Source organism: Kribbella sp. VKM Ac-2568, assembly GCF_004345365.1.
In the GTDB taxonomy this organism is placed as follows: Bacteria; Actinomycetota; Actinomycetes; order Propionibacteriales; family Kribbellaceae; genus Kribbella; species Kribbella orskensis.
Window position 1 is genome coordinate 83,125 of record NZ_SLVF01000017.1, and the last position, 23,391, is coordinate 106,515.

Genomic DNA, 23,391 nt, shown 5'->3' on the forward strand with positions numbered 1-23,391 from the left:
TGGTCGGTTAGGTTGAACGGGTGGCTAGTGCGAATCGGCTCGGCGAGTATCTGCGGGCTCGGCGGGAGCTCGTTCAGCCAGCGGATGTCGGGTTGCCGCCGGGTGGGCGGCGGCGGGTGCACGGCTTGCGGCGGGAAGAACTGGCGCTCCTCGCCGGGATCAGCAGCGACTACTACATGCGTCTCGAGCAGGGGCGCGACCAGCATCCGTCGGCGCAGGTGCTCGATTCCCTGGCCAGGGTGCTTGGCCTGCCCGCGGACGCCACAGCGCATCTTCATCAGCTGGCTCAGCCCGCCAGCGGTCAGGGAATGGCGAGGAAGGCCGACGAGATCCCGGCCAGCCTGCTGCAACTGATCAACAGTTGGACGACGGAAGCCGCTTATGTGCAGGACCGTCTGTGGAACATCCTCGCCTCGAACGCCCTCGCGGTCGCCTTGTCGCCGGTCTACGCGCCGGGCAGCAATCCCTTGCGGGCGGTCTTTCTGGACCCGGACCAGCGGGAGTTCCGCCGGGAGTGGGAGCAGCTGACCGCCGACGGAGTGGCCGGTCTCCGATCCCTGGCCGGCCCGAACGTCGACGACCCCGATCTCCTGGAGCTGGTCGACGAACTCTCCGCCGGTAGCGAGCGCTTCCGCGAACTCTGGAACCGCCACGACATCGCCACCCGCCGAGGCGGCATCAACCGCCTCAACCACCCCGACGTAGGTCCCCTCGACCTGAACGCTGAAAAGCTGGACATCACCGGCACCGAAGGCCTGACCCTGGTCATCTTCCACGCCACTCCCAACACCCCTACCGCCCAAGCCCTCGCAGCCCTGGCAACCCGCATAAGCCCACTGGCCGCACCGGTCGAGTAGACACCTTGGCGGCTGGTAGCGCACACGCCAGCGGCGCCCCGCTCGGACTGCCGCGAAGGCACGTCACCGGGGGTGGGGGGGTGGGTTCAGGGGCGGCGGTGGAGTAGGAGGGGGAGGACTGCGGCGGCACCGGCTTCGCGGAGTTTGGCGGTGGCTACGGTGATCGGCCATTGGGACGAGGAGGCGTCGACGACCAGGAGGACCGAGCGCCCGGTGATGGCCTGGGCTGTCAGGTCGTCGATGGTCACGCCGTCGCGCCAGACTTTTGCTTCCTCGGCTGAGGAGAGGTCGGTGGTGAACGCGCTCGGGTCGACGGTCAGTTCGGCCCGTTCCAGTCGGCCGATCTCGGCGAGGTGGTCCGCGATCTCGGTGGTCAAGCGTCGATAGCCGGCCGCAGGCAGCGTCACCACCACCTCCGGGCGCCGGGACCACGCGTCACGCCAACGCGACAAAGCTGCCACGCAGCCCGCCTTCAACGCATCCAGGCCTGCCCGGTCCTCGAAATCCGCGGTGAAGGTCGAGCGAATCACCTCGCGCCACTCGGGCGCATCGGCGTACACGATGGTGCGGCCTGGCTCGGCCATCAGGCCGGGCGGGATCTTGCCCTTCGCGCCGAAAGCGCCACCGGGCCACATCTTGCGCGGCTCCAGGATGTGGGTCTCGCCGCGCAACAACCGGATGATCGCCTGCACGGTCTCCGGGTCCGGCTTGGCGCTGAGCGGGTCGGGCAGCAGGCCGAGGCAGACCGAGCAGCGTCCGCACGGCTCGGCCGAGGGATCGTCCAGGGACTCCTGGAGCAGTTGCATGAGGCAACGTTCGCCGCGGGTGTAGGCGCGCATGATGTCGGCCTCGCGGCGCCGTACCGACACGATGCCGTCGTAGTGCTCGGCGTCGAAGGTCCACTCGACCGGCGTCCGCACCCAGCCGCGCTCCACCCGCTCGACCGCACCGTCCACGGCCAACTGCTTCAGCATCAGCTCGACCCGGCCTCGCCGCAGACCAGTCTCGGCTTCCAGCGACGGCACCGTCGCAGGTTGATCCGGCCCGTACGCCTCCAAGCCCTGGAGCAAGCGGTTCATCTGCTCAGGCACCGGGATCGTCGCGGTCGCAAAGTAGTCCCACACCCCAGCATCGGCATCCGACGGCAGCAACGCCACCACGGCATGGTCGATGCCACGCCCGGCGCGACCGACCTGCTGGTAGTACGACACTGGCGAGGGCGGCGAGCCGACGTGCACGACAAAGCCGAGGTCAGGCTTGTCGTAGCCCATCCCCAGCGCCGACGTCGCGACCAACGCCTTCAACTCGTTGTTGCGCAACGCATCCTCGAGTCGCTCGCGTTCAGCCGCTTCAAGGCCACCCGTGTACGCCGCGACGGGTACAGCCGGGCCGTGCACCTCTTGGATAGCGGCGGCCAGTCGCTGCGCGTCGGACACGGTCAGGGTGTAGACGATCCCCGAGCCCGGCAACTTCGGCAGATGGTCGACGACCCAGGCGAAGCGATCCAGTGGCGACAGCGCGTCCACGACGGCAAGTTGCAGACTCGACCGGGCCAAAGGTCCGCGCAGAACCAGGGTCGACTCCCCCAGCTGCCGCGCGACGTCCTCGGTCACTCGAGCGTTGGCAGTCGCGGTCGTCGCGAGAACCGGGGTCTGCGGATTGAGCTTCTGCAGTACGTCGGACACGCGGCGGTAGTCCGGCCGGAAGTCGTGACCCCAGTCCGACACGGCGTGGGCCTCGTCGATCACGAGCAGGCCGATCTGCCCGGCGAGCCCGTCCAGCACGCGACGGCCGAAGCCCGGATTGGCCAGGCGCTCCGGCGAGACGAGCAGGACGTCGATGGCGCCTGAGCGGAGCGCGCTCTCGATGCTCGACCACTCGTCGACGTTGGACGAGTTCAGCGTCGCGGCGCGCAGGCCGGCGCGAGCGGCGGCGGCCACCTGGTCGCGCATCAGCGAGAGCAGAGGTGACACCACGAGGGTCGGTCCCGCGCCCTCGGACCGGCGGATCGCGGTCGCCGCCCAGTAGACCGCCGACTTGCCCCAGCCGGTCGCCTGGACCACCAGCACTCTCGCGTTCGGCTCGCACAGGGCCGCTACCGCGGTCTCCTGGTCGTCGCGAAGACGCGCGCCGTCGCCGGCGATCGCGCGGATCACTCCGGCCGCGGTCGTCGCCCGGTCCTCCGAGAGCTTGATGTCACCCATGCCGACGACCCTAGACGCCCGCACCCCCACTCCGCTCAACCGCACTCGGCACCTGTGGACAACCCGGCCGGACTGCCGCAGGCGCTCGGGTGGCAGGGGTTGCCTGAGTCGTCCATCAAGCGCTGGGGGCCGGGGCCCTTGCCGGCCAGGACGTCGTACGGGTTGGCCAGGCCGCAGCGGTCGAGGGAGAGACAGCCGCAGCCGACGCAGTCCTTGAAGTCGTCGCGGAGCTGTTCCAGCTGGACGATCCGCCGGTCGAGCTCGGCCTGCCAGCGCTCCGAGATGTGCTCCCAGTCCTGCCGCGTCGGCGTCCGGTTCCCCGGCAGCAGCGCGAGGACCCCGGCCACCTCGGCGAGCGGGATGCCGACCCGCTGCGCGATCCGGATGAGGGCGACCCGGCGGAGCGTGTCGCGCTTGTACCTGCGCTGGTTGCCCGACGTACGGCGGCTGATGATCAGGTTCTGCCGCTCGTAGAAGTGCAGGGCGGAAATCGCCACGCCGCTGCGCTCCGCGAGCTGCCCGACCGTTAGTTCACCCGGCTCGATATCCACTCGTCACCCCTCCGCTAAACCTCAACTAATGTCGAGGCTAGCCGAAGGCCCCCCGCCCGCCGCGCCCGCCGTACAAGCAACGCCAAGAGCCGTTCCCAACCGAGCGGCGGCGGTGGTTCTCGGGGGTGGGGACACCAAATCGGGGCTTCTGACACGTCATGTCTTGTTCGAGGTCCCCAGATGGTGTTCGGACCCACCACAGATGCTCGGCCGACGACCCACCGGGGGTGGGGCGTCGTGGCTGGTGGGGCCGGACGGTCACCGCCGGCATACGGCCTCCGTGGCCAACTGCGGGCGATCGGCCGGGTACGGGCTAGGTGGCTACGGCCAGTTTGCGGCCGATGCTGGCGGACATCAGGGCTGCGGCTGCGCACAGGCCGCCGGCCAGGTACCAGGCGAGGTTGTACGTTCCCTGAGCGTCGCGGATCGCGCCGGCGCCGGTCGCCGCGAAGGCCGCACCGATCTGGTGCGACGCGAACACCCAGCCGAACACGATCGGCCCGTCCACCCCGAACCATTCGCGGCACAGCGCGACGGTCGGCGGAACGGTAGCAACCCAGTCCAGCCCGTAGAAGATGATGAACACCCAGATGCTCGGCTGAGCGGACGGCCCGAGCAGCGACGGCAGCACCAGCAGCGACAGACCACGCAGCGAGTAGTACGCGATCAGCAGGTAGCGGGGATCCCAGCGGTCGGTCAGCCAGCCCGACGCGATCGTGCCGCCGACGTCGAACAAACCGACCAGCGCAAGCAGGGAAGCAGCGGTCGTCGCGGGCATGCCGTGGTCGTGGGCGGCCGTGACGAAGTGGGTGCCGATCAAGCCGTTCGTCGACGCGCCACAGATCGCGAACCCACCCGCGAGCATCCAGAACGCCGGCCGATGCATGGCCTTCCACAACGCCGTGACCGCGCGCACCGCGCTACTGCCGGTCGTCTCGACGCGCTGTCCGACCGTGCTGCCCTCGGGAGCCCCGTACGCCGTGAGGCCGACGTCGCTCGGGTAGTCGCGCAGGAAGAGCAGCACCAACGGGATCACTGCGAGCGCGGACGCGGCAGCCACCAGTGCGGGCACTCGCCAGCCGTACGCCCCGGCGAGCGCCGCGATCAGGGGCAGGAAGATCAGCTGACCAGTGGCTCCAGCGGCAGTGAGGATGCCGGTGACGAGTCCACGGCGCTGCACGAACCAGCGCCCGGTGATGGTCGCGACGAACGTCATCGACATCGACCCCGTACCGATGCCGACCAGAAGTCCCCAGCAGATCAGGAGTTGCCAGGACGAGGTCATGAAGATCGTCAGGCCGCTGCCGAGCGCGATCAGCAGGAGCGCTCCGCTGACCACCCGGCGCAGGCCGAGCCGGTCCATCAGGGCGGCCGCGAACGGCGAGATCAGGCCGAACAGCAGTAGGTTGATCGACACCGCGGCCGAGATCGTCGCGTGCGACCAGCCGAACTCGTCGTGCAGCGGATCGAGCAGGACGCCGGGCACGGACCGGAAGCCGGCGGCCCCGATCAGGGTGATGAAGCCGACCGCCGCGACGGGCCAGGCGCGGTGCAGCCTGACCGTCTTCTTCTCCAGGATCTCAGTCACCAGAAGAGTTTGCCGATTTCACTGCCGCGGAAACAGTGGCCAGAACGCCACCATGTGTCAAGATATGGCCATGGCCCGTCATCTGAGCTCCGTCCGGCCGCACCGGATCGCCGTCCTGGCCCTCGAGCCGGTGGTCGGCTTCGACCTGACCATCCCGCCGACCGTCTTCGGCACAGCCACCCGCTCAGACGGCACTCCCCTGTACGACGTCCAGGTGTGCGGGCTGGAGGTCGCCCCGGTCCGCGTCAGCGCGGGGTACAGCCTGATCCCGCAGTACGGCGTGGAGGCGCTGGCCGAGGCGGACACCGTGATCATCCCGGGCACGTACATCCCGCAGCCGCGCTACGAGGGCACCTTGCCCGACGACCTGGCCGCGGCGCTCGCCACGATCCGACCGGGCACGCGGATCGCGTCGATCTGCACCGGCGCGTTCGTCCTCGCCGCCGCCGGGTTGCTCGACGGGCGTCCGGCGACCACGCACTGGGAGCGCGCCGACATGTTCCGCGCGCTCTATCCGAAGGTGCTGCTCAACGAGGAGCTCCTCTTCATCGACGACGGGGACATCATCACCTCGGCCGGACTCGCGGCAGGCGTGGATCTCTGCCTGCACCTGATCCGTCGCGACTACGGCAGCGAGGTGGCCAACCGGGCCGCGCGACACTGCGTCGTACCGCCGTGGCGTGACGGTGGACAGTCCCAGTTCATCGAGCGGGTCGTGCCGGAGGAGGGCACCGACGGCACCGCGCCGACCCGAGCCTGGGCGCTGGAGCGGCTGGACGAGGAGCTCAGCCTCGCCGCGATGGCCGCGCAGGCGAAGATGAGCGTCCGGACATTCAGCCGGCGGTTCAAGGCCGAGACGGGTCAATCGCCCGGCACGTGGCTGATGCAGCAGCGCCTCCGGCACGCGTGCCACCTGCTCGAGACCACAGACCTCTCGGTCGACCGGGTCGCCGAAGCGGCCGGTCTCGGCACCGCGGCCTCGTTGCGTCATCACCTTCGCTCCGAGCTCGGCGTTTCTCCTCTCGCTTACCGCAAGACCTTCCGGGCCGGCTGATCCGGCGCGGAAGGTCCTGCGAGGTTTCTCAGACGATCGCCAGCTCGTGCGGACGCTGGTTGACGGACTCGACACCGTCCTCGGTGACCACCACGATGTCCTCGATCCGCGCACCCCACCGGCCCGGTTGGTAGATGCCCGGCTCGACGCTGAACGCCATGCCTGGTTCGAGAATCAGCTCGTTCCCACTGACAATGTACGGCTCTTCGTGCACGTCCAGCCCGATCCCGTGACCCGTCCTGTGGATAAAGAACTCGCCGAACCCGGCGGCCTCGATCACTTCGCGCGCGGCCGCGTCGATCGACTCGGCGGACACCCCCGGCCGCACCGCGTCCACCGCCGCCTGCTGCGCCAGCCGCAGTACCTCGTAGGTCGCTGCGACGTCGGCGTCACGCGGTTCCCCGACCGAGTAGGTCCGGGTGGAGTCGGAGTTGTAGCCCTCCGGCAGCGGTCCACCGATGTCGACGACGACCACGTCGCCACCCTCGATCACGCGGTCCGACACGTCATGGTGCGGGCTTGCTCCGTTGGGTCCGCTGGCGACGATGACGAAGTCCGCCTCCGCGTGCCCCTCCTCGACGATGGCCACGGCGATGTCCGCACCGACCTCGGCCTCCGTCCGGCCCGCGCGCAGTAGGTCCGCGACGCGCGCGTGCACCCGGTCGATCGCCGCGCCCGCCTTGCGCAGAGCATCGACCTCGGCCGCGTCCTTCCGCATCCGCAGTTCGCGCACGATCGGCCCGGCCAGCACCTGCTCCGCCGCCGGAAGAGCCTCGCGAAGCGCCAGCACATGCAAGGCCGGGGTGAAGTCGCTCACCGCGACCCGGTCGGATCCACCGAGTCGCTTGGCCGCCGCGGCGAACGGGTCGTCGCCGTCGACCCATGTGATCAGGTCGACGCCGAGTTCGTCCATCGGCACATCGGCATACCCGGGCGCTTCGAGCTTCGGTACTACGAGCGCGGGCGCGCCGTCGGCCGGGATGACGAGGGTGGTCAGCCGTTCGAAGGAGCCGCCGGCCTGGCCGAGCAGATAGCGCAGGTCGGAACCCGGCGCGATCAGCAGTCCGGTGCCTTTGGCGGCTTCGCGAGCGCGGTCCAGCCGGGCTCGCAGTACGGCGGAGTCGGGCGCGGGATGATGCAGGGATCGACGTGACATGAGGCGAGCCTAGTTCCGGCGGCGGAAACTGTCGGCGCTATTTGTTAGAACTCGTCGCGCAAGATCGGCACAGCGAAAGGGCACGACATGACGCTCCACCACGTCTCGCACGGCGAGGGCATCCCGGTGCTCGCGCTGCATGGCTGGTCCCCCGACCACCGGCTGATGACCGGCTGTCTCGAGCCGGTCTTCGCGGACCTCCCCGGGTACCGAAGGCTCTACCCCGACCTGCCCGGGATGGGGCAGAGCCCGGCCGGATCGATCGACAGCTCGGACGGCATCCAGGCCGCCGTCGAGGAGTTCATCGACGCCGAGATCGGCGCCGAGCCGTTCGTGCTGATCGGCGAGTCGTACGGCGGCTACCTCTCGCGCGGCCTGATCGCGAAACGACCCGAGCAGGTCCTCGGGCTCGGGCTGATCTGCTCGATCGGGATCGAACTGGAGAACGCCGACCGGACCGTGCCGGACCACGTCGTCCTGCAGTCGGACCCAGGCGTGCTCGACGGGTTGACCGATCAGCAGGTCGGCGACTTCACCGAGATCACCGTCGTCCAGACCGCCGAGACGTACCGGCACTATCGCGACGACGTCGTGCCAGGTCTCGACGCCGCCGACACCGAGGCGATGGAGCGGATCCGGAAGAACTGGGCCCTCACGATCGCGCCGGAGAGCGGACCGCGGTACGAGCGGCCCTCGCTGATCCTGTGCGGACGACAGGACTCCGTCACCGGGTACGAGGACCTCTACCCGCTGCTCCACCACTACCCGCGCGCCACGTACGCCGTACTGGACATGGCCGGCCACAATCTCCAGATCGAGCAACCCGGACTGCTTGCGGCGCTCGTGCGCGAGTGGCTCGGCCGGGTGGCGAGGGAGGCCGCCTGAGGGCTGCCCAGAATGGCTACCAGCCGGTAATGTCGGGGCCATGGTGACTGGGAAACGTCCGATCGGGTGGTCTCTGCTGGTGGCGTTGACCAACGGGCGGACGCGGATTCCCGACGATCGGCTCGCGGCTGCCGTGCGGGGCAAGGTCGTCCTGGTCACCGGTTCGTCATACGGGATCGGTGAGGCGACGGCGAGGCGGTTGGCGCGGGCCGGGGCGACCGTCCTGCTGGTGGCGCGGACGGCCGATCGACTCGAGATCGTCGCCGAGGAGATCCGGGCGGACGGCGGCAAGGCGTTCACCTATCCGGCGAATCTGGCCGAGCCGACGGCGATCGAGGAACTGGTCGCGAAGGTGCTGGCTGAGCATGGTCAGGTCGACGTCCTGGTGAGCAACGCCGGGAAGTCGATCAGACGGTCGGTCGCGGATTCGTACCAGCGGTTCCACGACATCGAGCGGACGAACTCGGTCAACTATCTCGGTCCCGCCAAGCTCGTGCTGGAGCTGTTGCCGTCCATGCGTGAGCGCAGGCAAGGACACATCGTCAACGTGTCCACGGCTGGTGTGCGTACTCCCCCGGTGGCCCGGTGGTCTGCGTATCTGGCGTCGAAGAGCGCGTTCGATGTGTGGTTGCGGTGCGTGGCTCAGGAGGTTCGCGATGACGGGGTGACGACCTCGACGGTCTACATGGGGCTGGTGCACACGCGGATGAGCGAGCCGACTCCCCTGCTCAACAAGATGCCCGGGCTGACTCCAGAGCAGGCGGCTGATCAGGTCTGCACGGCGGTGGCCGACAAGCCGCACAACATCACACCCCCGTTCGTCCGGCCTGCCGATGCCCTGGGCAACCTCTTCCGGGTGCCGACGGACCGCCTCTTCGAGCAGTACTACCGCCGGACCAACCGCCCTCGGAAGGACGAACCGTGACCGGGCGGATCTGGGGTGCCCGATGAGGAGCGCTCGATGAGGGGTGCGATGAGGCCGCGACCGATCGCGCCGATCCGACCGCCCGGGTGGCTGGTGAAGGGGGCTGCCGAGGTCGGTGGGGTGTCGGTTGCGCTGCTGAGGTCGGGGGTGTGGCGGTCGGCTCGGCCTTCGCAGCTGGTGCCGATCGAGCGGGCGCTGCGGCAATGGGGTCAGTCGATGGCGGCGCTCGGGGTGATCGCCGCGATCCGGTACCCCGATCAGCCGGCGGTGATCGACGAGCGGGGCACGATCACCTACCGCGAGTTGGACCAGCGCTGTTCGCGACAGGCCGCCGCGTTGCACACGCGGTACGGGATTGTTGCTGGGAGCAAGGTTGCGGTGCTGTGCCGGAACCATCGGTGGTTCCTGGAGGCCACGCTGGCGGCGTCGCGGCTCGGGGCGGATGTGTTGTTCGTGAACACGGAGTTCGCGCCGCCGCAGTTGAAGGCGGTGCTCGAGCAGCATCGGCCGGATCTGCTCGTCCACGACGCGGAGTTCACCGAGGCTCTGCCCGCCGACCTGCCCACCCTGCTGGCCTGGGTCGACGGCCCGAGCGAGGCCGCGAGCCTCGATGACCTTGCCCGGCCAGACGCCCACGCTGTCGAACCACCCAAGCCGGACAAACCGGGGCACATCACGATCCTGACCTCCGGCACGACCGGCGCTCCGAAGGCCGCGCCGCGGACGCCGACCGCGCTCGCTCTCGCCGGACTGACCGTCAGCGCGCTCAACCGGATCGGCCTGCGATCCGGTGAACCGATGGTGATCTGCCCGCCGCTCTTCCACGGACTCGGCCTGCTCAACTCGATGCTCGCGCTGTTCCTCGGCTCGCCTCTCGTGCTGTCCCGCCGGTACGACGCTGCGGAGGTTCTCGCCGCGGTCGACCGGAACCGCGTCGGCTCGATCGTCGCAGTACCGGTGATGCTGCAGCGGATGCTCGACCTCGGACCGGCCGCGATCGCGGAGCACGACCTGAGGTCACTGCGGGCGGTCATCTCCGGCGCCGCCGCGTTGGGACCGGCGCCGGCGGAGCGGTTCATCGCGCAGTTCGGGCCGGTGCTCTGCGACGCGTACGGGTCGAGTGAGATCGGAATCGCCACGATCGCCACCTCGGCGGACCTGCTCGCGGCGCCCGGCACCGTCGGACGACCTTGCCTCGGGAGTTCGGTGCGGATCCTCGACGCCGACGACCGACCCGTGCCCGTCGGCGAGACCGGGCGCATCTTCGCCGGCGGCGGCCTGGTCTTCGGCGGCTACTCCGACGGCAGCAGCAAGACCGTCGTCGACGGCCGGATGAGCACCGGTGACCTCGGGCATCTCGACTCGTCCGGCCGCTTGTTCGTGGACGGCCGCGAGGACGACATGATCGTGTCGGGCGGCGAGAACGTGTACCCGGTCGAGGTCGAGGACTGCCTGATGAGCCACCCGGCCGTCGTCGACGCGGCGGTGGTCGGCGTGCCCGACGAGGAATTCGGCCAGCGGCTGGTCGCGTACGTCGTACCGAGCGGTCCTGTGACGGAGGACGACCTCATCGCCCACGTCCGCGCCAACCTGGCCCGCTACAAGACACCCCGCAAGATCGTCCTGATGGAAGACCTCCCCCGCAACGCGACAGGAAAGGTCCTCCGGAACAAGCTCAACGAGAGCTGACTCAGGTGCTGAAGGTGCCCCGGCCGCTGCTGTACGCCGGAACCCTGCGCAGCCTGATCATCACCGTGCTGACCGTGTTGGCGCTCTTCGTCCCGCACCTGCCGCGTATCGTCGCCCGCATCCGCGGTACCGCGGTGACCCGGGAGCGGCTCACCTTCGGGGACGACTGATGACGGGAGAGGGCGGAGTGAAGATCCTGGTCGGGTACGTGCCGACGGCCGAAGGCGAGGCCGCGCTGGATGCGGCCGCCGCCGAGGCCAAGCTTCGCGGGGCCTCCGTGCTGCTGCTCAACACGAGCCGCGGCGACTCCTACATCGACACCCGCTACGCGAACCAGGCCGAGCTCGACGCCGCCCAGGCACGCCTGCGGGAGCTCGGGGTCGAGGTTACGATCCAGCAGGCCGTGAGCAGCGGCGACGTCGCGCACGAACTGCTGAAGGCCGCCGAGGCGAGCGACGTCAAACTGATCGTGCTCGGCCTGCGGCGCCGCAGCCCGGTCGGCAAGCTCATCCTCGGCAGCACCGCCCAGCGCGTCCTCCTCGAGTCCCCCGTCCCGGTCCTGGCCGTGAAGGTGCCCTCACCCCGCGACTGAGTGTCAAGAACGTCTTGGCGGCTCCGTACTACGAGGTAGGAGCCGCCCTGTCGTGGGCGGTGCGACGAGAGGACGAGGGGATGAGATATCCGCAGGTCGGGGTCGGGTTGCCGATCTTGGGGGCGCAGGCGACTCCGCAGGCGATCGTGGAGGTGGCTTCGGCTGCTGATCGGCTCGGGTTCGACGCGGTGGCCGTGTTCGAGCGGTTGCTGTTGCCCGCGGCACCGGACTGGGTGAACTACGCCGGTCTGCCGGAGGACCCGGCGTACGACGCGCTCGAGACGCTGACGTGGGTCGCGGCGGCGACTGCGCGGGTCCGGCTGCACACGGCGGTACTGGTGCCGTTGTTCCAGCAACCGATCGTCCTCGCCCGCCGGGTCGCGACGATCGACCACTTCTCCGGTGGGCGGATGGACCTCGGCATCGCGCTCGGCTGGCTACCAGAGGAGTTCGTCGCGACCGGAGTACCGGAGCGGGGCCGGGCGGCGGCATACGAGGAGGCTGTGGCGGTCCTGCGCGCCTGCTGGGGGCCGGATCCGGTGGAGTTCAGCGGGGAGCACTTCACGATCCCGCCGGCCAGGATCGGGCCGAAACCGCTCTCCCCGCTCTCCCTTTACGGCGGCGGAGTGACACGGCCTGCGATCGAGCGAGCCGCTCGGATCACCGACGGTCTCACCTTGGCGTTCCGCGACTGGGGCTCCTGCCGCGAGAGCATCAACTGGTACCGCGACGCGGGCGGCACCGGCGACATCATCCTCCGCGCCGGCCCGATGAAACCCCACCCGATGCTCGAGGGTCCACCCGTCTTCACCCAGGACTCCATCCTCGACGACCTCCAGCAAGCCGCCGCCGAAGGCATCACCCGAGTCGACTGGGATCTCAACATCATCGACACCCCGATCCCGGAGCAGCTGGCCGCCTTCACCAAGCTCGCGGAGCGTGTCTGGTAAATCCGGGTGAGTGGCTGGGGTGGGGCGCCTAAACTGGCTGGTGACATGCCTGATGCCCGGACCGAATCGACCAGTCCTGCCCCAGCCACCGGTTCCGCACAGGACCCCGGGCGGCCGCGCCGACCCCGCCGCCGGCGCCCCAAGAAACCCGCAGGCGCTCAGCCCGCACTGACCACCGACACTGCGGACGCAGCAGCCGGTACTGCGGGACGTGGCGCAGCCGACGCTCCCGGACCTGGTGCTGCGGGGCGGGGTGCGGGCGCCTCTCGCGGACGTCGTCCGGACGCCTCCGCAGCCGCTGGTGTTGCTGAGTTGGCGGGGCGGCTGGAGGGCCTGACTACGTCCGATCGGGAGCAGTTGGGGCGCCGGTTGGAGCGGTTGCGGGGTCTGCGGGACGACGGGAAGTTGCAGGGAGCGCTCTCTGACATAACCGCGCGGATCGAGCAGGCCGAGCAGCGGGTCGATCGGCGCCGGCTGTCCGTTCCCGAGATCACGTATCCGGAAGAGCTGCCGGTCAGCCAGCTCAAGGACGACATCGCCGCCGCGATCCGCGACCACCAGGTCGTCGTGATCGCCGGTGAGACCGGGTCCGGCAAGACCACCCAGATCCCGAAGATCTGCCTCGAGCTCGGCCGCGGCGTACTCGGCATGATCGGGCACACCCAGCCCCGGCGGCTCGCGGCGCGGACGGTGGCCGAGCGGATCGCCGAGGAGCTCCACACCGAGCTGGGCGACGCGATCGGCTACGCGGTGCGCTTCACCGACAAGGTGAGTGAGCGCTCTCTGGTGAAGCTGATGACGGACGGCATCCTGCTCGCCGAGCTGCAGCGGGACCGCGACCTGAGCCGGTACGACACGCTCATCATCGACGAGGCGCACGAGCGCAGCCTGAACATCGACTTCATCCTCGGCTACCTCAGGCAACTGCTCCCCCGCCGCCCGGACCTGAAGGTGATCATCACCTCGGCGACGATCGACCCGGAGCGCTTCGCCGAGCACTTCGCCGACAGCAAGGGCGAGCCCGCGCCGATCGTCGAGGTGTCCGGACGCACGTACCCCGTCGAGGTTCGCTACCGGCCGATCAACGACCCGGACGACCCGAGCACCCTCGACCGCGACCAGACCCAGGCGATCCTCGACGCCGTGGACGAGCTCGCGCACGAGGCCGCCGGCGACGTACTGGTGTTCCTCAGCGGTGAGCGGGAGATCCGCGACACGGCCGACGCGCTCGCCGACCACAACCTGCGGAACACCGAGATCCTGCCGCTCTACGCGCGGTTGTCCAACGCGGAGCAGCATCGGGTCTTCCAGTCGCACGGCGCGTCGCGAAGGATCGTGCTGGCCACGAACGTCGCCGAGACGTCGTTGACCGTGCCCGGCATCAAGTACGTGATCGACCCCGGCACCGCCCGGATCAGCAGGTATTCGCACCGTACAAAGGTCCAGCACCTGCCGATCGAGCCGGTCTCGCAAGCCAGCGCGAACCAGCGCAAGGGCCGCTGCGGCCGGACCAGCGACGGCATCTGTATCCGGCTGTACTCCGAAGAGCACTTCGAGGGCCGGCCGGAGTACACCGACCCGGAGATCCTGCGTACCAACCTCGCATCGGTCATCCTGCAGATGACGTCGATCGGTCTCGGCGACATCGCCGCGTTCCCGTTCATCGACGAGCCGGACAAGCGCAGCATCACCGACGGCCTGCAGTTGCTCACCGAGCTCGGCGCGATCGACTCGGCCAAGGCGGCGGACCGCTCGCGCCGGCTCACCCCGACCGGCCGGCAGCTCGCCCAGATTCCGCTCGACCCGCGGCTGGCCCGCATGATCGTCGAGGCAGACAAGCACGGCTGTGTCCGCGAGGTGATGGTGATCGCCTCCGCGCTCTCGATCCAGGATCCGCGTGAGCGCCCGACCGACGCGGAGGCGCAGGCCACCCAGGCACACGCGCGGTTCCGCGACCCCAACTCGGACTTCCTCGGCTTCCTGAACCTGTGGAACTACCTCAAGAAGCAGCAGAAGGAGCTGTCCGGCAACCAGTTCCGCCGGATGTGCCGCAGCGAGTACCTGAACTACCTGCGCGTCCGCGAGTGGCAGGACATCTTCGCCCAGCTGCGCCAGGTCGCGAGCCAGATCGGCGTCACCCTCAACTCGGGTGAGGCCGCGGACCCGCAGAGCGTGCATGTCTCGCTGATGGCGGGCCTGCTCTCGCACCTCGGCATGAAGGACCCGGCGAACCAGCACCAGTACCTCGGCGCGCGCGGCACCAAGTTCGCGATCTTCCCGGGCTCCGGGCTGTTCAAGAAGCCGCCGCAGTTCGTGATGGCCGCCGAACTGGTGGAGACGTCCCGCCTCTGGGCCCGGGTGAACGCGAAGATCGAGCCCGAGTGGGCCGAGGACATCGCCCAGCACCTGATCAAACGCAGCTACTCCGAGCCGCACTGGGAGCGCAAGGCCGGCGCCGTGATGGCCTACGAGAAGGTCACCCTGTACGGCGTACCGATCGTTGCCCGGCGCAAGGTCAACTACGGCAAGGTGGACCAGGAGGTGTCCCGCGAGCTGTTCATCCGGCACGCGCTGGTCGAGGGCGACTGGGACACCCACCACAAGTTCTTCCACGAGAACCGCAAGCTGATCGAGGAGGTCGAGGAGCTGGAGGAACGCACCCGGCGCCGCGATCTCCTGGTCGACGACGAGACCCTGTTCGCCTTCTACGACGAGCGGATCGGGTCCGACGTCGTCACCGGACGGCATTTCGACACCTGGTGGAAGAAGGCCCGGCAGCGCGATCCGGATCTGCTCGACTTCGAGCGGTCCCTGGTGGTTCGCGAGGGTGCGGAGGTCAAGGAGGAGGAGTTCCCGCTCACCTGGACGCAGAACGGGATGACGTTCGACCTGACGTACGCCTTCGAGCCCGGCACCGATGCGGACGGTGTCACCGTGCACCTCCCGCTGCTGGTACTGAACCAGGTCACCGCCGATGGGTTCGAGTGGAGCGTGCCCGGCTTCCGCGAGGAGCTCGTCACCACCCTGATCAAGTCGTTGCCGAAGGCGATCCGGCGCAACATCGTCCCCGCTCCCGACAACGCCCGGCAGGTGTTGCCGCTGCTCGATCCCGCCTCGGGGCCGCTGACCGATGCGCTGGCCCGGGAGTTCCGCTCGCTGCGGGACGTCGTGATCGAGCCGGAGGACTGGGACTGGACGCGGGTGCCCGAGCACCTGCGGATGACGTTCCGGGTGGTCGACGACCAGCGGAAGACCGTGGCCGAGGGCAAGGATCTCGCGGCGCTGAAGGAGCGGCTGAAGCCGAAGACGAAGGCGGCCATCTCGCAGGTCGCGTCGAAGGCTGTCAGCGGTCTGGAACGCTCCGGGCTGACCGACTGGACCTTCGGCGACCTGCCGCGCAGCTTCTCCGAGCACCGCAACGGTCTGACCGTCGCGGGGTATCCGGCGCTGGTCGACGAAGGCAAGACCGTGGCGATCCGGCTGCAGGAGACCGAGCGGGACCAGGCAGCGGCGATGTGGAACGGCACCCGGCGGCTGTTGCTGCTGACGATGCCGTCCGTCATCGACGTGGTGCAGCGCAACCTGACGAACCAGCAGAAGATGACGCTGCTGGCCGGGCCGCACCGCAATGTCGGCGACCTGCTGGATGACGCGATCTCCGCGGCGATCGATCAACTGATGGCGGCGGCCGGCGGTCCGGCGTGGAACCTCACCGCTTTCGCCATCCTCCGCGAGGCGGTCCGGTCGGATCTCGCCGACACCGTGCTGACGATCCTGCAGCAGGTCGAGCAGGTCCTGGCTCACGCGCGCACGGTGGACAAGCAGATCTCCAGGTCGTCCAGTCCGGCCCTGCTCGCGGCGCTGTCCGACGTACGGGGTCAGCTGGAAGGGCTGGTGCACCGCGGCTTCATCACCGAGGCCGGGGCGAAGCGGCTGCCCGATCTGGTGCGTTATCTGCGCGGGATCGAGCAGCGGCTGGACAAGATCGGCGCCAACGCGATGCGGGACCGGTCCGGGATGGCGATCGTCCAGACGCTGACCGACGAGTACCAGAAGCGGTTGCGCGCGGTACCGACCGGCAAGTACCCGAGTCCGGAGCTGCTCGAGGTCCGCTGGATGCTCGAGGAGCTCCGGATCAGCCTCTTCGCTCAGGCCCTCGGCACGCCGTACCCGGTCTCGGACAAGCGCATCCGCAAGGCACTCACGACTGCGTAGCCGCCGGCATCGGGGCGTCGAGGAAGGTCAGCACGACGTCGCTGACCAGGTTGGTACGAGCCATTCCGAAGAAGTGGGTCGTGCCAGGGAACACCGCTAGCTGCGACGCCGGGACACCGACGAAGTCGCCGTTGACGTCGCCGCCGCGCAGCTGCGCGAACTTCACCGCGTGCTCCAACTTCACGGCGTCGTTGTCGCCGACGGTGTACAGCGTGGGCGCGGCGATTCCCCGGATATCGTCGTCGGACCAGCCGCTGGTGCCGCGGTCGTAACCGCCCAGCTTGTTGAGCAGCACCTGCAGGTGCTCGAGGTCCGGGTGCGGCGACTTGGCCAGGTAGGCCGCTTCCATCGGCGTGCCGGCGATCATCTCGACCTTCATCTCACCCACCGCGTCGGCGTTCTCCGCTCGGTCGCCGTCCGGGTGGTAGGACGCCGAGGAGATGATCGCCTTCCGGATCAGCTCGGGGTTGCGGATCGCGAGATGCAGGGCGACCGCGCCACCCACGCTGAAGCCGAAGACGTCGACCTTCGCCACGCCGAGGTGCTCGAGCAGACCGATCACGTCGGAGGCCAGGGCGACGGTCCCCAGCGGCCGATCGATGTCGTTGGTGCGCCCGTGGGCCTGGAAGTCGGTGGCGATCACCTGGCGGTTCTCAGCCAGACTCGGCAGCACCTCTCCGAACTGCTGGTCGATGTCGAACAACCCGCCGTGCAGCAGCAACAGCGGCGTACCACCCTCGCCGTGGATCTCGTAGTACATCTGCAGGCCGTTCACCGGCGCGTACCCGGTCCGCGGTGCGTTGGTCACGACATTCTCCCCCTTGGGTCGGATGCCCCTTGGATATCAGTTCCAGGGGGCACCCGACCATCCGGCAGGGGTAGCTGACCACGTACCGCTGCTGGGTGGCGGCGTTGGCGGTGCCGCCGGTGTTGTTGATGACGTTGGCGATCGTGCCGACGCCGCCGAGTGACCCCGAGACGAGGTCGTGGAACCTCACCCCCGGCGTGTCCGGCACCTCGAAGGACCAGCGGACGGCGACCACTCAGCAACCTCGCCGGTAGGTCACGGGCTGGACGCTGCCAGGCGGAGCGCCAGAGGGACCTCGCATGAGTAACAACGTGTCCGAAGTCCCGTTTTGGTGTCCTCACCCCCCACAGTCAGCGCCGCCGCCGCTAGGCCCGGCGCGCCACCAACGGCCCGACCGGCCACACCTAGGCCTATTTGCTGGAGGTTGGGCCTAGCAAGGATCTGTCGTACGCACTAGCTACTGCGGCAGCGCGGTCGTTGACTTCGAGTTTGGCGAAGATGTGGAGGAGGTGCGTCTTCACGGTGGCTTCGGTGATGAAGAGGGTGGAGGCGATCTCGCGATTGGTCGTGCCGCCGGCGATGAGGCGGAGGACCTCTAGTTCGCGCGGGCTGAGGACCGGCCGTTTGGGCGCACGCGCCCGCTGGGTCAGCACCTCGGCGACAGATGGCGACAACACCGACTCACCCCGGGCAGCAGCCAGTACGGCGCTGCGCAGTTCGGCGCGCGGCGTGTCCTTCAGCAGGTAACCGGTGGCGCCTTGTTCGATAGCTGGCAGTACGTCGGCGTCGTCGTCGAAGGTGGTCAGCACGAGCACCGGCAGCCCCGGTGACTGTTCACGCAGCCGGCGGATTACCTCGGCGCCGCTCATCCGGGGCATCCGCAGATCCATCAGCACGACATCCGGCTGCGTCTCGCGGGCTACCACCAGAGCCTCGGGTCCGTCACCTGCCTCACCGACGACCTCGAACGCGTCATCGGCGGAGAAGATCCCGCGGAGGCCGTCCCTGACCACCGGATGGTCGTCCACGATGATCATCCGCACCGTCATGCCTCGACCCGTCCCTCGTCAGCGCGGTCCTCATCGGCCTGCGCGTCGGCCCGTTCCTCGTCGATCCGGTCCTCGTTGGCCCGTCCCGCGTTGGCCCGTCCCTCGTCAGGGGCGGCGGGGATCGCGGGCACGGTGGCCGAGATGCCGGTGCCGTCGCCGGGCGCGGTCTCGATCTCGAGGGTGCCCGCCAGTCGGGTGACCCGTTGCCGCATGGCGACCAAGCCGAACCCACCACCCTTCAGGACCCGCCGCGCCGGACCGGCCGGACTGAATCCGACGCCGTCGTCGCGGAGATCCAAGGCGACCACATCTTCCATGTAGGACAACGTCAGCGCGACCCGGGTGGCATGTGCGTGCTTGGCGATGTTCGCCAGACCCTCCTGCGCGACGCGGAGCAGAGTGATCTCCACCTCGGTATGCAGAGGTCGTGCTTCACCGGTGACCGTGAAGGTCGCCGGCACCCCCGTAGACCGCGACCACTTTCCCGCGGTGTCTTCCAGAGCCCGAGGAAGCTGCGCGGTATCAAGGACAGCAGGGCGAAGCGCATGGATCGACCGCCGCGCCTCCCCCAGCCCTTCGCGAGCCAGTGACCTCGCCGTCTCCAGCCGGGCCCGGGCTGCCGGCGCACCATCCAGCACCGTGTCGGCGACCTCCAACTGCGTGACGATCGCGGTGAGATTCTGCGCGATCGTGTCGTGCAGTTCGCGCGCCATCCGTTGCCGCTCCGCCAGGATCCCGGCCTCGCGAGCCCGGGTGAGCAGTTGCGCCTGGAGCTCGGCGTTCTCATCCGCGACTACTTCGAGCCGGCCGATCAGTTGCCGCCGTTGCTCGCTCTGCTCGGCGATCAACTGGAAGAGGAACCCGACCGTCGACGCGATCAGCACGGCGATAAGGAAGGAGAACACCAACTCCCTCGCCGACTCCCCGTCCCGCGGTCGGCAGGCCACCACGACGCCAGCCGTCGCCGCGACCCCGGCGTACGCCCATCGACCGGGGAGCAAGGCGAAGGCCTGGACGAAGATGCCGACCGCGCTCACGGTGAACACCTCGTCGAGGCTGACCAACACCCCGAGCACGGCGAGCATCCCCGCGAAGTACAGGAAGACGATGGCGCGGCGCCTGGCCTGCCACCGGTTCACGGCCCAGTAGGCGACAACGGCGAGCAGGGACAGACCGAGTACTGCGGGCCGCCAGTCGCCTAGCAGTGACGAGGCCGCCGGCAACACGATGAACAGGTTAGGCAGAAACGGCGTGACGCGTTCCCAGCGCGAGCCGGCCGTCATCCGCGGAGCAGCCTGACGGCCAGTCCGCCGGCCACTACGAAGATCGCCACCATGACGCCCAAGTGAACCATCGACAGGGCTTCACCGGTCCATCCCGCGCGAAGGCTCTGCACGACCGGTGCCAACGGCAGCAGGTCGCCGATCGACCGCATCGACGGTGACGCGAGCTCGCGCGGGATCATCGCCCCGGACAGGAACACCATCGGAAAGAACAACGTCAGCCCGATCACCGTCGCGCCGCGAGTACTCGGCAGAACCGCGCCCAGCAGCAGACCGATGGCTCCGAGGCTCATCGCCCCAAGCAGCCAGGCCAGCACCACGCTCCCCGTGTTTGCCGGTGCGCCGAGGTCGAAAGCCACCACCCCGACGACGATCAGCAGGACCGTCCCGACGACGGCGAGCAACAGGTGCGCGGCCCACTGCACCGTGAGCAGCAGCACCGACGATGCCGGAGTCGCTCGCAGTCGCTTGAGGATCCGCCGCTCCCTGTACTGCGCGATCGTGGCGGGCAGCACCACCAACGTGGCCAGGCCGATCACGAACGTGCTGAGCATCGGCACCGTCGCCGCCACGATCGGCAGACCACCGGGCAACGGATCGGCCGTGTGCATCTTCACCCACAACAGCACGAGCGGGAACGCCACGGCGAAGAAGGCGGCCATCGGATCCCGCAGGATCAGGAGAAGCTCGACCGAGGCGACCCGGGCGAGTCCTTTGAAGGTAGTGAACTCGGACATCACAGGCCCCTTCCGGTCAGGGTGAGATAGGCAGAGTCGAGGGAGTCGGTGCCGGCCTCGGCGATCAGCGCCTGCGGGCTGCCGGCGGTGACCACGCGGCCGCGATCGATGATCGCGACCCGATCGCAAAGGGCCTCGGCCTCCTCCAAGAAGTGGGTGACCAGCACGACGGTGACGCCGCGCTCGCGGAGTTTGCGGACCCGGTCCCACGTGGACCGGCGGGCGAGCGGATCGAGGGCGGTCGTCAGTTCGTCGAGGAACACGACCTCCGGATCACCGATCAGCGCGAGGGCGACGAACAGGCGTTGCTTCCAGCCGCCGGACAGGCTCGCGAAGCCGACGCGCCGCTTCTCCGTCAGACCCCACTCGTCCATCAGCGCACGCCAGTCGAGCGGGTGCTGGTAAAGCGACGCGTACATCCTGAACGCCTCGCCGACCCTCAGTGCATCGGGGAGCGCCGCCTCCTGCAGCTGCACCCCGACGCGTTGCAACAGCCTTCGGCGGTCGGTCCTCGGGTCCAGACCCAGGACCCGCACGGTGCCGTCGTCGTACGGGCGCAGGCCCGCCGCGCACTCGACGACGGTCGTCTTGCCGGCGCCGTTCGCGCCGGCGATGCCGAAGATCTCCCCGCGCTCGACCCTCAGCGACAGACCGTCCACGGCGGGGCGATCGTGGTAGCTCTTCCTCAGGTTCTCGATCTCGATGACTGTCATGCCTCGAGAATCCCGGCGACGAGCGGTCCGCCACATCAACCGATCGGTCGATGGCCGGCGAGCGCGGACGGTCACGGGACGAAGGCGCGTTGGGCCTGGTGGCGGAAGGTTCGGGGCGATACGGCGTGGGCGGCGGTGAAGCAGCGGGTGAAGTAGGACTGGCTGGAGAAGCCGCAGCGGACGGCGATCTCGGCGATCGACCCGGTGGTTGCTGCTAGCAACGAGGCGGCGTGCTCGAGGCGGAGATCGGCGACGAAGTCCGTCGGCCTCACCCCGTACGCCGTCCGCAGGGTGCGGGACAGATGGGCCGGACTTACCCGGGCCAACTCGAGCAGCTGCGGTACTCCTCCGCGCAGGTTCTCCTCGGCACGCATCGCCCCGCAGGCCTCCACCAACCAGTCTGGCGCCTGCTGGCCAGGCGCTGTCGCGGGCAGTTCCTCGGGCGAGACCTGTGGCAGCAGATCGATCCAGAAGCGCACCAGGTCGAAGGTGCCGGGACCGTCGGAGAAGCGCTCCAGGGCGCTCTCGAACGTCGCCACCACGGCCCCCGGATCACCCGGCCGGAAGGTAATCGGTTGCCGGGCCGCGTCCCAGCTGCCGGTCGGATTCGTCCTGGTCAGGTTCAGGAATCCCTGCCAGGCCGAGCTCGGGTACGCCACGTTGACGAACTCCAGGCCGTCCGGCGCCGAACCACGGAACGCATGCCGGTCGCGCGGCCGGACGAGGACGACATCGCCCACCTCCAGCGGGACCGTGCCGGTGTCCAGCAGGTGGTCACCACGGCCGCGGGTGACGCCCATGAACTCGTGGAAGTCCGCGTGCGTGTGCGGCTCGGAAGGAGGTGTCCGCGGCGTGAGCAGGACACGGGCCGCGTGGTACGGACGACCGAGCGCCGACGACGCGAACCGCAGTACCTGACTCACATCAACAAGCTACAAGTTTGCGTCAGCTCGTTGCTAGCCCGTCCATGCCTGGTCCAGGACGATGGCGGGTAGGACTGTCCAAGGGGGTGCGGCATGACTTCAGCAGCGGAGAACCAGCTCTCCGGGGACGCGGTCGAAGCCTTCGAACGCGACGGCTACGTCATCTGCCGCGGCGTGATCGACGAGAGCCTGATCAACGAGGTGAACGATCACGTCGGCTGGCTGCAAGCGAGGCATCCTGACGTCCGGCCAGAGCAACTCGGTCACGCGTTCCTGCGGGACGACCCTTTCTGGGTGGTCCCGGGCAGCCACCGCGGGCCGGTCGCCGAGATGCGCGACAACGAGACCGTGGAGAGCGTTCTCGGCAAGGAGATCGCGGTCGAGGTGGACGAGTCCCAGGCGGTCGACATGGTGCTGGCGCCCGGCGACGTCGAGGTGCACCACCCGAACATCGTGCACGGCAGCAACGCGAACACCTCACCGAACCGGCGCTGTGGCCTGACGATCCGCTACATCCCGACCTCGACCCGCATCACCGATCCCGAAGTGCCGTACCCGAGCGCGTTCCATCTCCAGGGCTCCCCCGGCGTGAACAGCTACCAGCCACGACCCCGGTACGTCGAAGGTCGCGACTTCCCGTTCGCCGGGTGCTCCGAGTGGACGTGACCAGTCCCCCGGCCACAGCGCGCACGCGAAATCACCCGGCCCAGAGCTGGTTCCTGAGCCGGGTGATGCGTGCGGATTCACTCCAGGCAGATCCTGAAGGGGTGGCCGGCCGGGTCGGCGTACACGCGCCAGCCGCGCTCGTTCTCCGCGGGCGGGGCGTCCACCGGGTCGAGGGGCTCCGCCCCGAGGGCGACGACCGTCGCGTGTCCGCTGGACAGGTCGTCGACGATGAGGTCGAGGTGGAGTTGCTGACCATCGGCACCAGACGAGCCGGCCGGCCCGGGCCAGGTGGCAGGGACGTAGTCCTCCGAGCGACGGAAGCCGAGCGTCGACCCGGGGCCGGTCAGGCTCCGCCAGTCGTCGTCACCGTGCTCGTCGACCTCCAGGCCGAACAGCGCCGAGTAGAACCGGGCGAGCTCGAGCGGGTCCGGGCAATCCAGCACCACCGAGCCGAGCCGCCCGGCAGTGCTGCCCGGCTGCTCTGCCACCTGCGTCATCTGTCCTCCAGCTTCCTTGTCAGGATGATCACTGAGCCGCGCCCACTCT

At 69.0% G+C, this 23,391-nt stretch carries 22 protein-coding genes; 11 read left to right on the forward strand and 11 right to left on the reverse strand.

Annotated elements, in window-relative coordinates; all coding sequences use genetic code 11:
- Positions 1-20: 20 nt before the first annotated feature.
- The gene (locus tag EV648_RS37010; protein WP_132300223.1) at positions 21-857 is read left to right on the forward strand and encodes a helix-turn-helix transcriptional regulator; all 837 of its coding nucleotides are present in this window, start codon (positions 21-23) and stop codon (positions 855-857) included.
- An 86-nt stretch (positions 858-943) separates the two neighbouring features.
- Here the strand turns inward: EV648_RS37010 and EV648_RS37015 are convergent, their stop codons facing one another.
- The 3 genes from EV648_RS37015 to EV648_RS37025 all read right to left on the reverse strand — a co-directional run bounded on the left by EV648_RS37015 (position 944) and on the right by EV648_RS37025 (position 5,200).
- On the reverse strand, positions 944-3,061 hold the full coding sequence (locus EV648_RS37015) for an ATP-dependent DNA helicase RecQ (RefSeq protein ID WP_132300225.1): 2,118 nt from the start codon (positions 3,059-3,061) through the stop codon (positions 944-946).
- 35 nt (positions 3,062-3,096) lie between these two features.
- Entirely contained in the window at positions 3,097-3,612 is a 516-nt protein-coding gene (gene soxR / locus EV648_RS37020; protein WP_132300227.1) for a redox-sensitive transcriptional activator SoxR, read from the reverse strand.
- A gap of 313 nt (positions 3,613-3,925) precedes the next feature.
- Positions 3,926-5,200 carry an MFS transporter gene (locus tag EV648_RS37025; protein WP_241995977.1) on the reverse strand — a complete coding sequence of 425 codons (1,275 nt, stop codon included), beginning with the start codon at positions 5,198-5,200 and terminating at the stop codon, positions 3,926-3,928.
- Positions 5,201-5,270: 70 nt separating this feature from the next.
- Between EV648_RS37025 and EV648_RS37030 the strand changes: the two genes are divergently transcribed.
- The gene (locus EV648_RS37030) at positions 5,271-6,254 is read left to right on the forward strand and encodes a GlxA family transcriptional regulator (RefSeq protein ID WP_132300229.1); all 984 of its coding nucleotides are present in this window, start codon (positions 5,271-5,273) and stop codon (positions 6,252-6,254) included.
- 28 nt (positions 6,255-6,282) lie between these two features.
- On the opposite strand, the gene EV648_RS37035 is transcribed toward EV648_RS37030, so the two are convergent.
- A complete protein-coding gene (locus EV648_RS37035; protein WP_132300231.1) occupies positions 6,283-7,410 on the reverse strand; it encodes a Xaa-Pro peptidase family protein in 1,128 nt (375 codons plus the stop codon).
- A gap of 87 nt (positions 7,411-7,497) precedes the next feature.
- Between EV648_RS37035 and EV648_RS37040 the strand changes: the two genes are divergently transcribed.
- The 7 genes from EV648_RS37040 (at position 7,498) to hrpA (ending at position 16,666) form a co-directional block, all read left to right on the forward strand.
- Positions 7,498-8,295, forward strand: a complete 798-nt coding sequence (locus EV648_RS37040; RefSeq protein WP_132300233.1) for an alpha/beta fold hydrolase — start codon at positions 7,498-7,500, stop codon at positions 8,293-8,295.
- A 40-nt stretch (positions 8,296-8,335) separates the two neighbouring features.
- Positions 8,336-9,220, forward strand: coding sequence for an SDR family NAD(P)-dependent oxidoreductase (locus EV648_RS37045; RefSeq protein ID WP_132300235.1), 885 nt, complete (start codon positions 8,336-8,338; stop codon positions 9,218-9,220).
- A gap of 48 nt (positions 9,221-9,268) precedes the next feature.
- Complete coding sequence (locus EV648_RS37050) at positions 9,269-10,909, forward strand: AMP-binding protein (protein WP_241995978.1); 1,641 nt, start codon at positions 9,269-9,271, stop codon at positions 10,907-10,909.
- Positions 10,910-10,914: 5 nt separating this feature from the next.
- Positions 10,915-11,079 (forward strand): hypothetical protein, encoded by a 165-nt coding sequence (locus tag EV648_RS42870; protein ID WP_158294175.1) that lies wholly within the window; start codon positions 10,915-10,917, stop codon positions 11,077-11,079.
- Positions 11,079-11,501 carry a universal stress protein gene (locus EV648_RS37055; RefSeq protein WP_199235035.1) on the forward strand — a complete coding sequence of 141 codons (423 nt, stop codon included), beginning with the start codon at positions 11,079-11,081 and terminating at the stop codon, positions 11,499-11,501. The genes EV648_RS42870 and EV648_RS37055 overlap by 1 nt, the downstream gene beginning before the upstream one ends.
- Positions 11,502-11,581: 80 nt before the next feature.
- The gene (locus EV648_RS37060; protein ID WP_132300237.1) at positions 11,582-12,451 is read left to right on the forward strand and encodes a TIGR03619 family F420-dependent LLM class oxidoreductase; all 870 of its coding nucleotides are present in this window, start codon (positions 11,582-11,584) and stop codon (positions 12,449-12,451) included.
- A 312-nt stretch (positions 12,452-12,763) separates the two neighbouring features.
- Complete coding sequence (gene hrpA / locus EV648_RS37065) at positions 12,764-16,666, forward strand: ATP-dependent RNA helicase HrpA (RefSeq protein WP_132300239.1); 3,903 nt, start codon at positions 12,764-12,766, stop codon at positions 16,664-16,666.
- On the opposite strand, the gene EV648_RS37070 is transcribed toward hrpA, so the two are convergent.
- Positions 16,653-17,474 carry an alpha/beta fold hydrolase gene (locus EV648_RS37070; protein WP_199235036.1) on the reverse strand — a complete coding sequence of 274 codons (822 nt, stop codon included), beginning with the start codon at positions 17,472-17,474 and terminating at the stop codon, positions 16,653-16,655. The genes hrpA and EV648_RS37070 overlap by 14 nt on opposite strands.
- 95 nt (positions 17,475-17,569) lie before the next feature.
- Between EV648_RS37070 and EV648_RS42875 the strand changes: the two genes are divergently transcribed.
- Positions 17,570-17,728 (forward strand): hypothetical protein, encoded by a 159-nt coding sequence (locus EV648_RS42875; RefSeq protein WP_158294176.1) that lies wholly within the window; start codon positions 17,570-17,572, stop codon positions 17,726-17,728.
- Between the two features lie 156 nt (positions 17,729-17,884).
- On the opposite strand, the gene EV648_RS37080 is transcribed toward EV648_RS42875, so the two are convergent.
- The 5 genes from EV648_RS37080 to EV648_RS37100 all read right to left on the reverse strand — a co-directional run bounded on the left by EV648_RS37080 (position 17,885) and on the right by EV648_RS37100 (position 22,179).
- Positions 17,885-18,523, reverse strand: coding sequence for a response regulator transcription factor (locus tag EV648_RS37080; RefSeq protein ID WP_132300245.1), 639 nt, complete (start codon positions 18,521-18,523; stop codon positions 17,885-17,887).
- The gene (locus EV648_RS37085) at positions 18,520-19,806 is read right to left on the reverse strand and encodes a sensor histidine kinase (RefSeq protein WP_132300247.1); all 1,287 of its coding nucleotides are present in this window, start codon (positions 19,804-19,806) and stop codon (positions 18,520-18,522) included. The genes EV648_RS37080 and EV648_RS37085 overlap by 4 nt, the downstream gene beginning before the upstream one ends.
- A complete protein-coding gene (locus tag EV648_RS37090) occupies positions 19,803-20,543 on the reverse strand; it encodes an ABC transporter permease (RefSeq protein WP_132300249.1) in 741 nt (246 codons plus the stop codon). The genes EV648_RS37085 and EV648_RS37090 overlap by 4 nt, the downstream gene beginning before the upstream one ends.
- Complete coding sequence (locus tag EV648_RS37095; protein WP_132300251.1) at positions 20,543-21,256, reverse strand: ABC transporter ATP-binding protein; 714 nt, start codon at positions 21,254-21,256, stop codon at positions 20,543-20,545. The genes EV648_RS37090 and EV648_RS37095 overlap by 1 nt, the downstream gene beginning before the upstream one ends.
- Before the next feature lie 71 nt (positions 21,257-21,327).
- Entirely contained in the window at positions 21,328-22,179 is an 852-nt protein-coding gene (locus EV648_RS37100) for an AraC family transcriptional regulator (protein ID WP_132300253.1), read from the reverse strand.
- 93 nt (positions 22,180-22,272) lie between these two features.
- Here EV648_RS37100 and EV648_RS37105 point away from each other — a divergent pair, with 93 nt between their 5' ends.
- Positions 22,273-22,845, forward strand: coding sequence for a phytanoyl-CoA dioxygenase family protein (locus tag EV648_RS37105; RefSeq protein ID WP_132300255.1), 573 nt, complete (start codon positions 22,273-22,275; stop codon positions 22,843-22,845).
- A gap of 77 nt (positions 22,846-22,922) precedes the next feature.
- Here EV648_RS37105 and EV648_RS37110 read toward each other — a convergent pair whose 3' ends face one another.
- Positions 22,923-23,342 carry a VOC family protein gene (locus EV648_RS37110; RefSeq protein WP_132300257.1) on the reverse strand — a complete coding sequence of 140 codons (420 nt, stop codon included), beginning with the start codon at positions 23,340-23,342 and terminating at the stop codon, positions 22,923-22,925.
- Between the last annotated feature and the right edge of the window lie 49 nt (positions 23,343-23,391).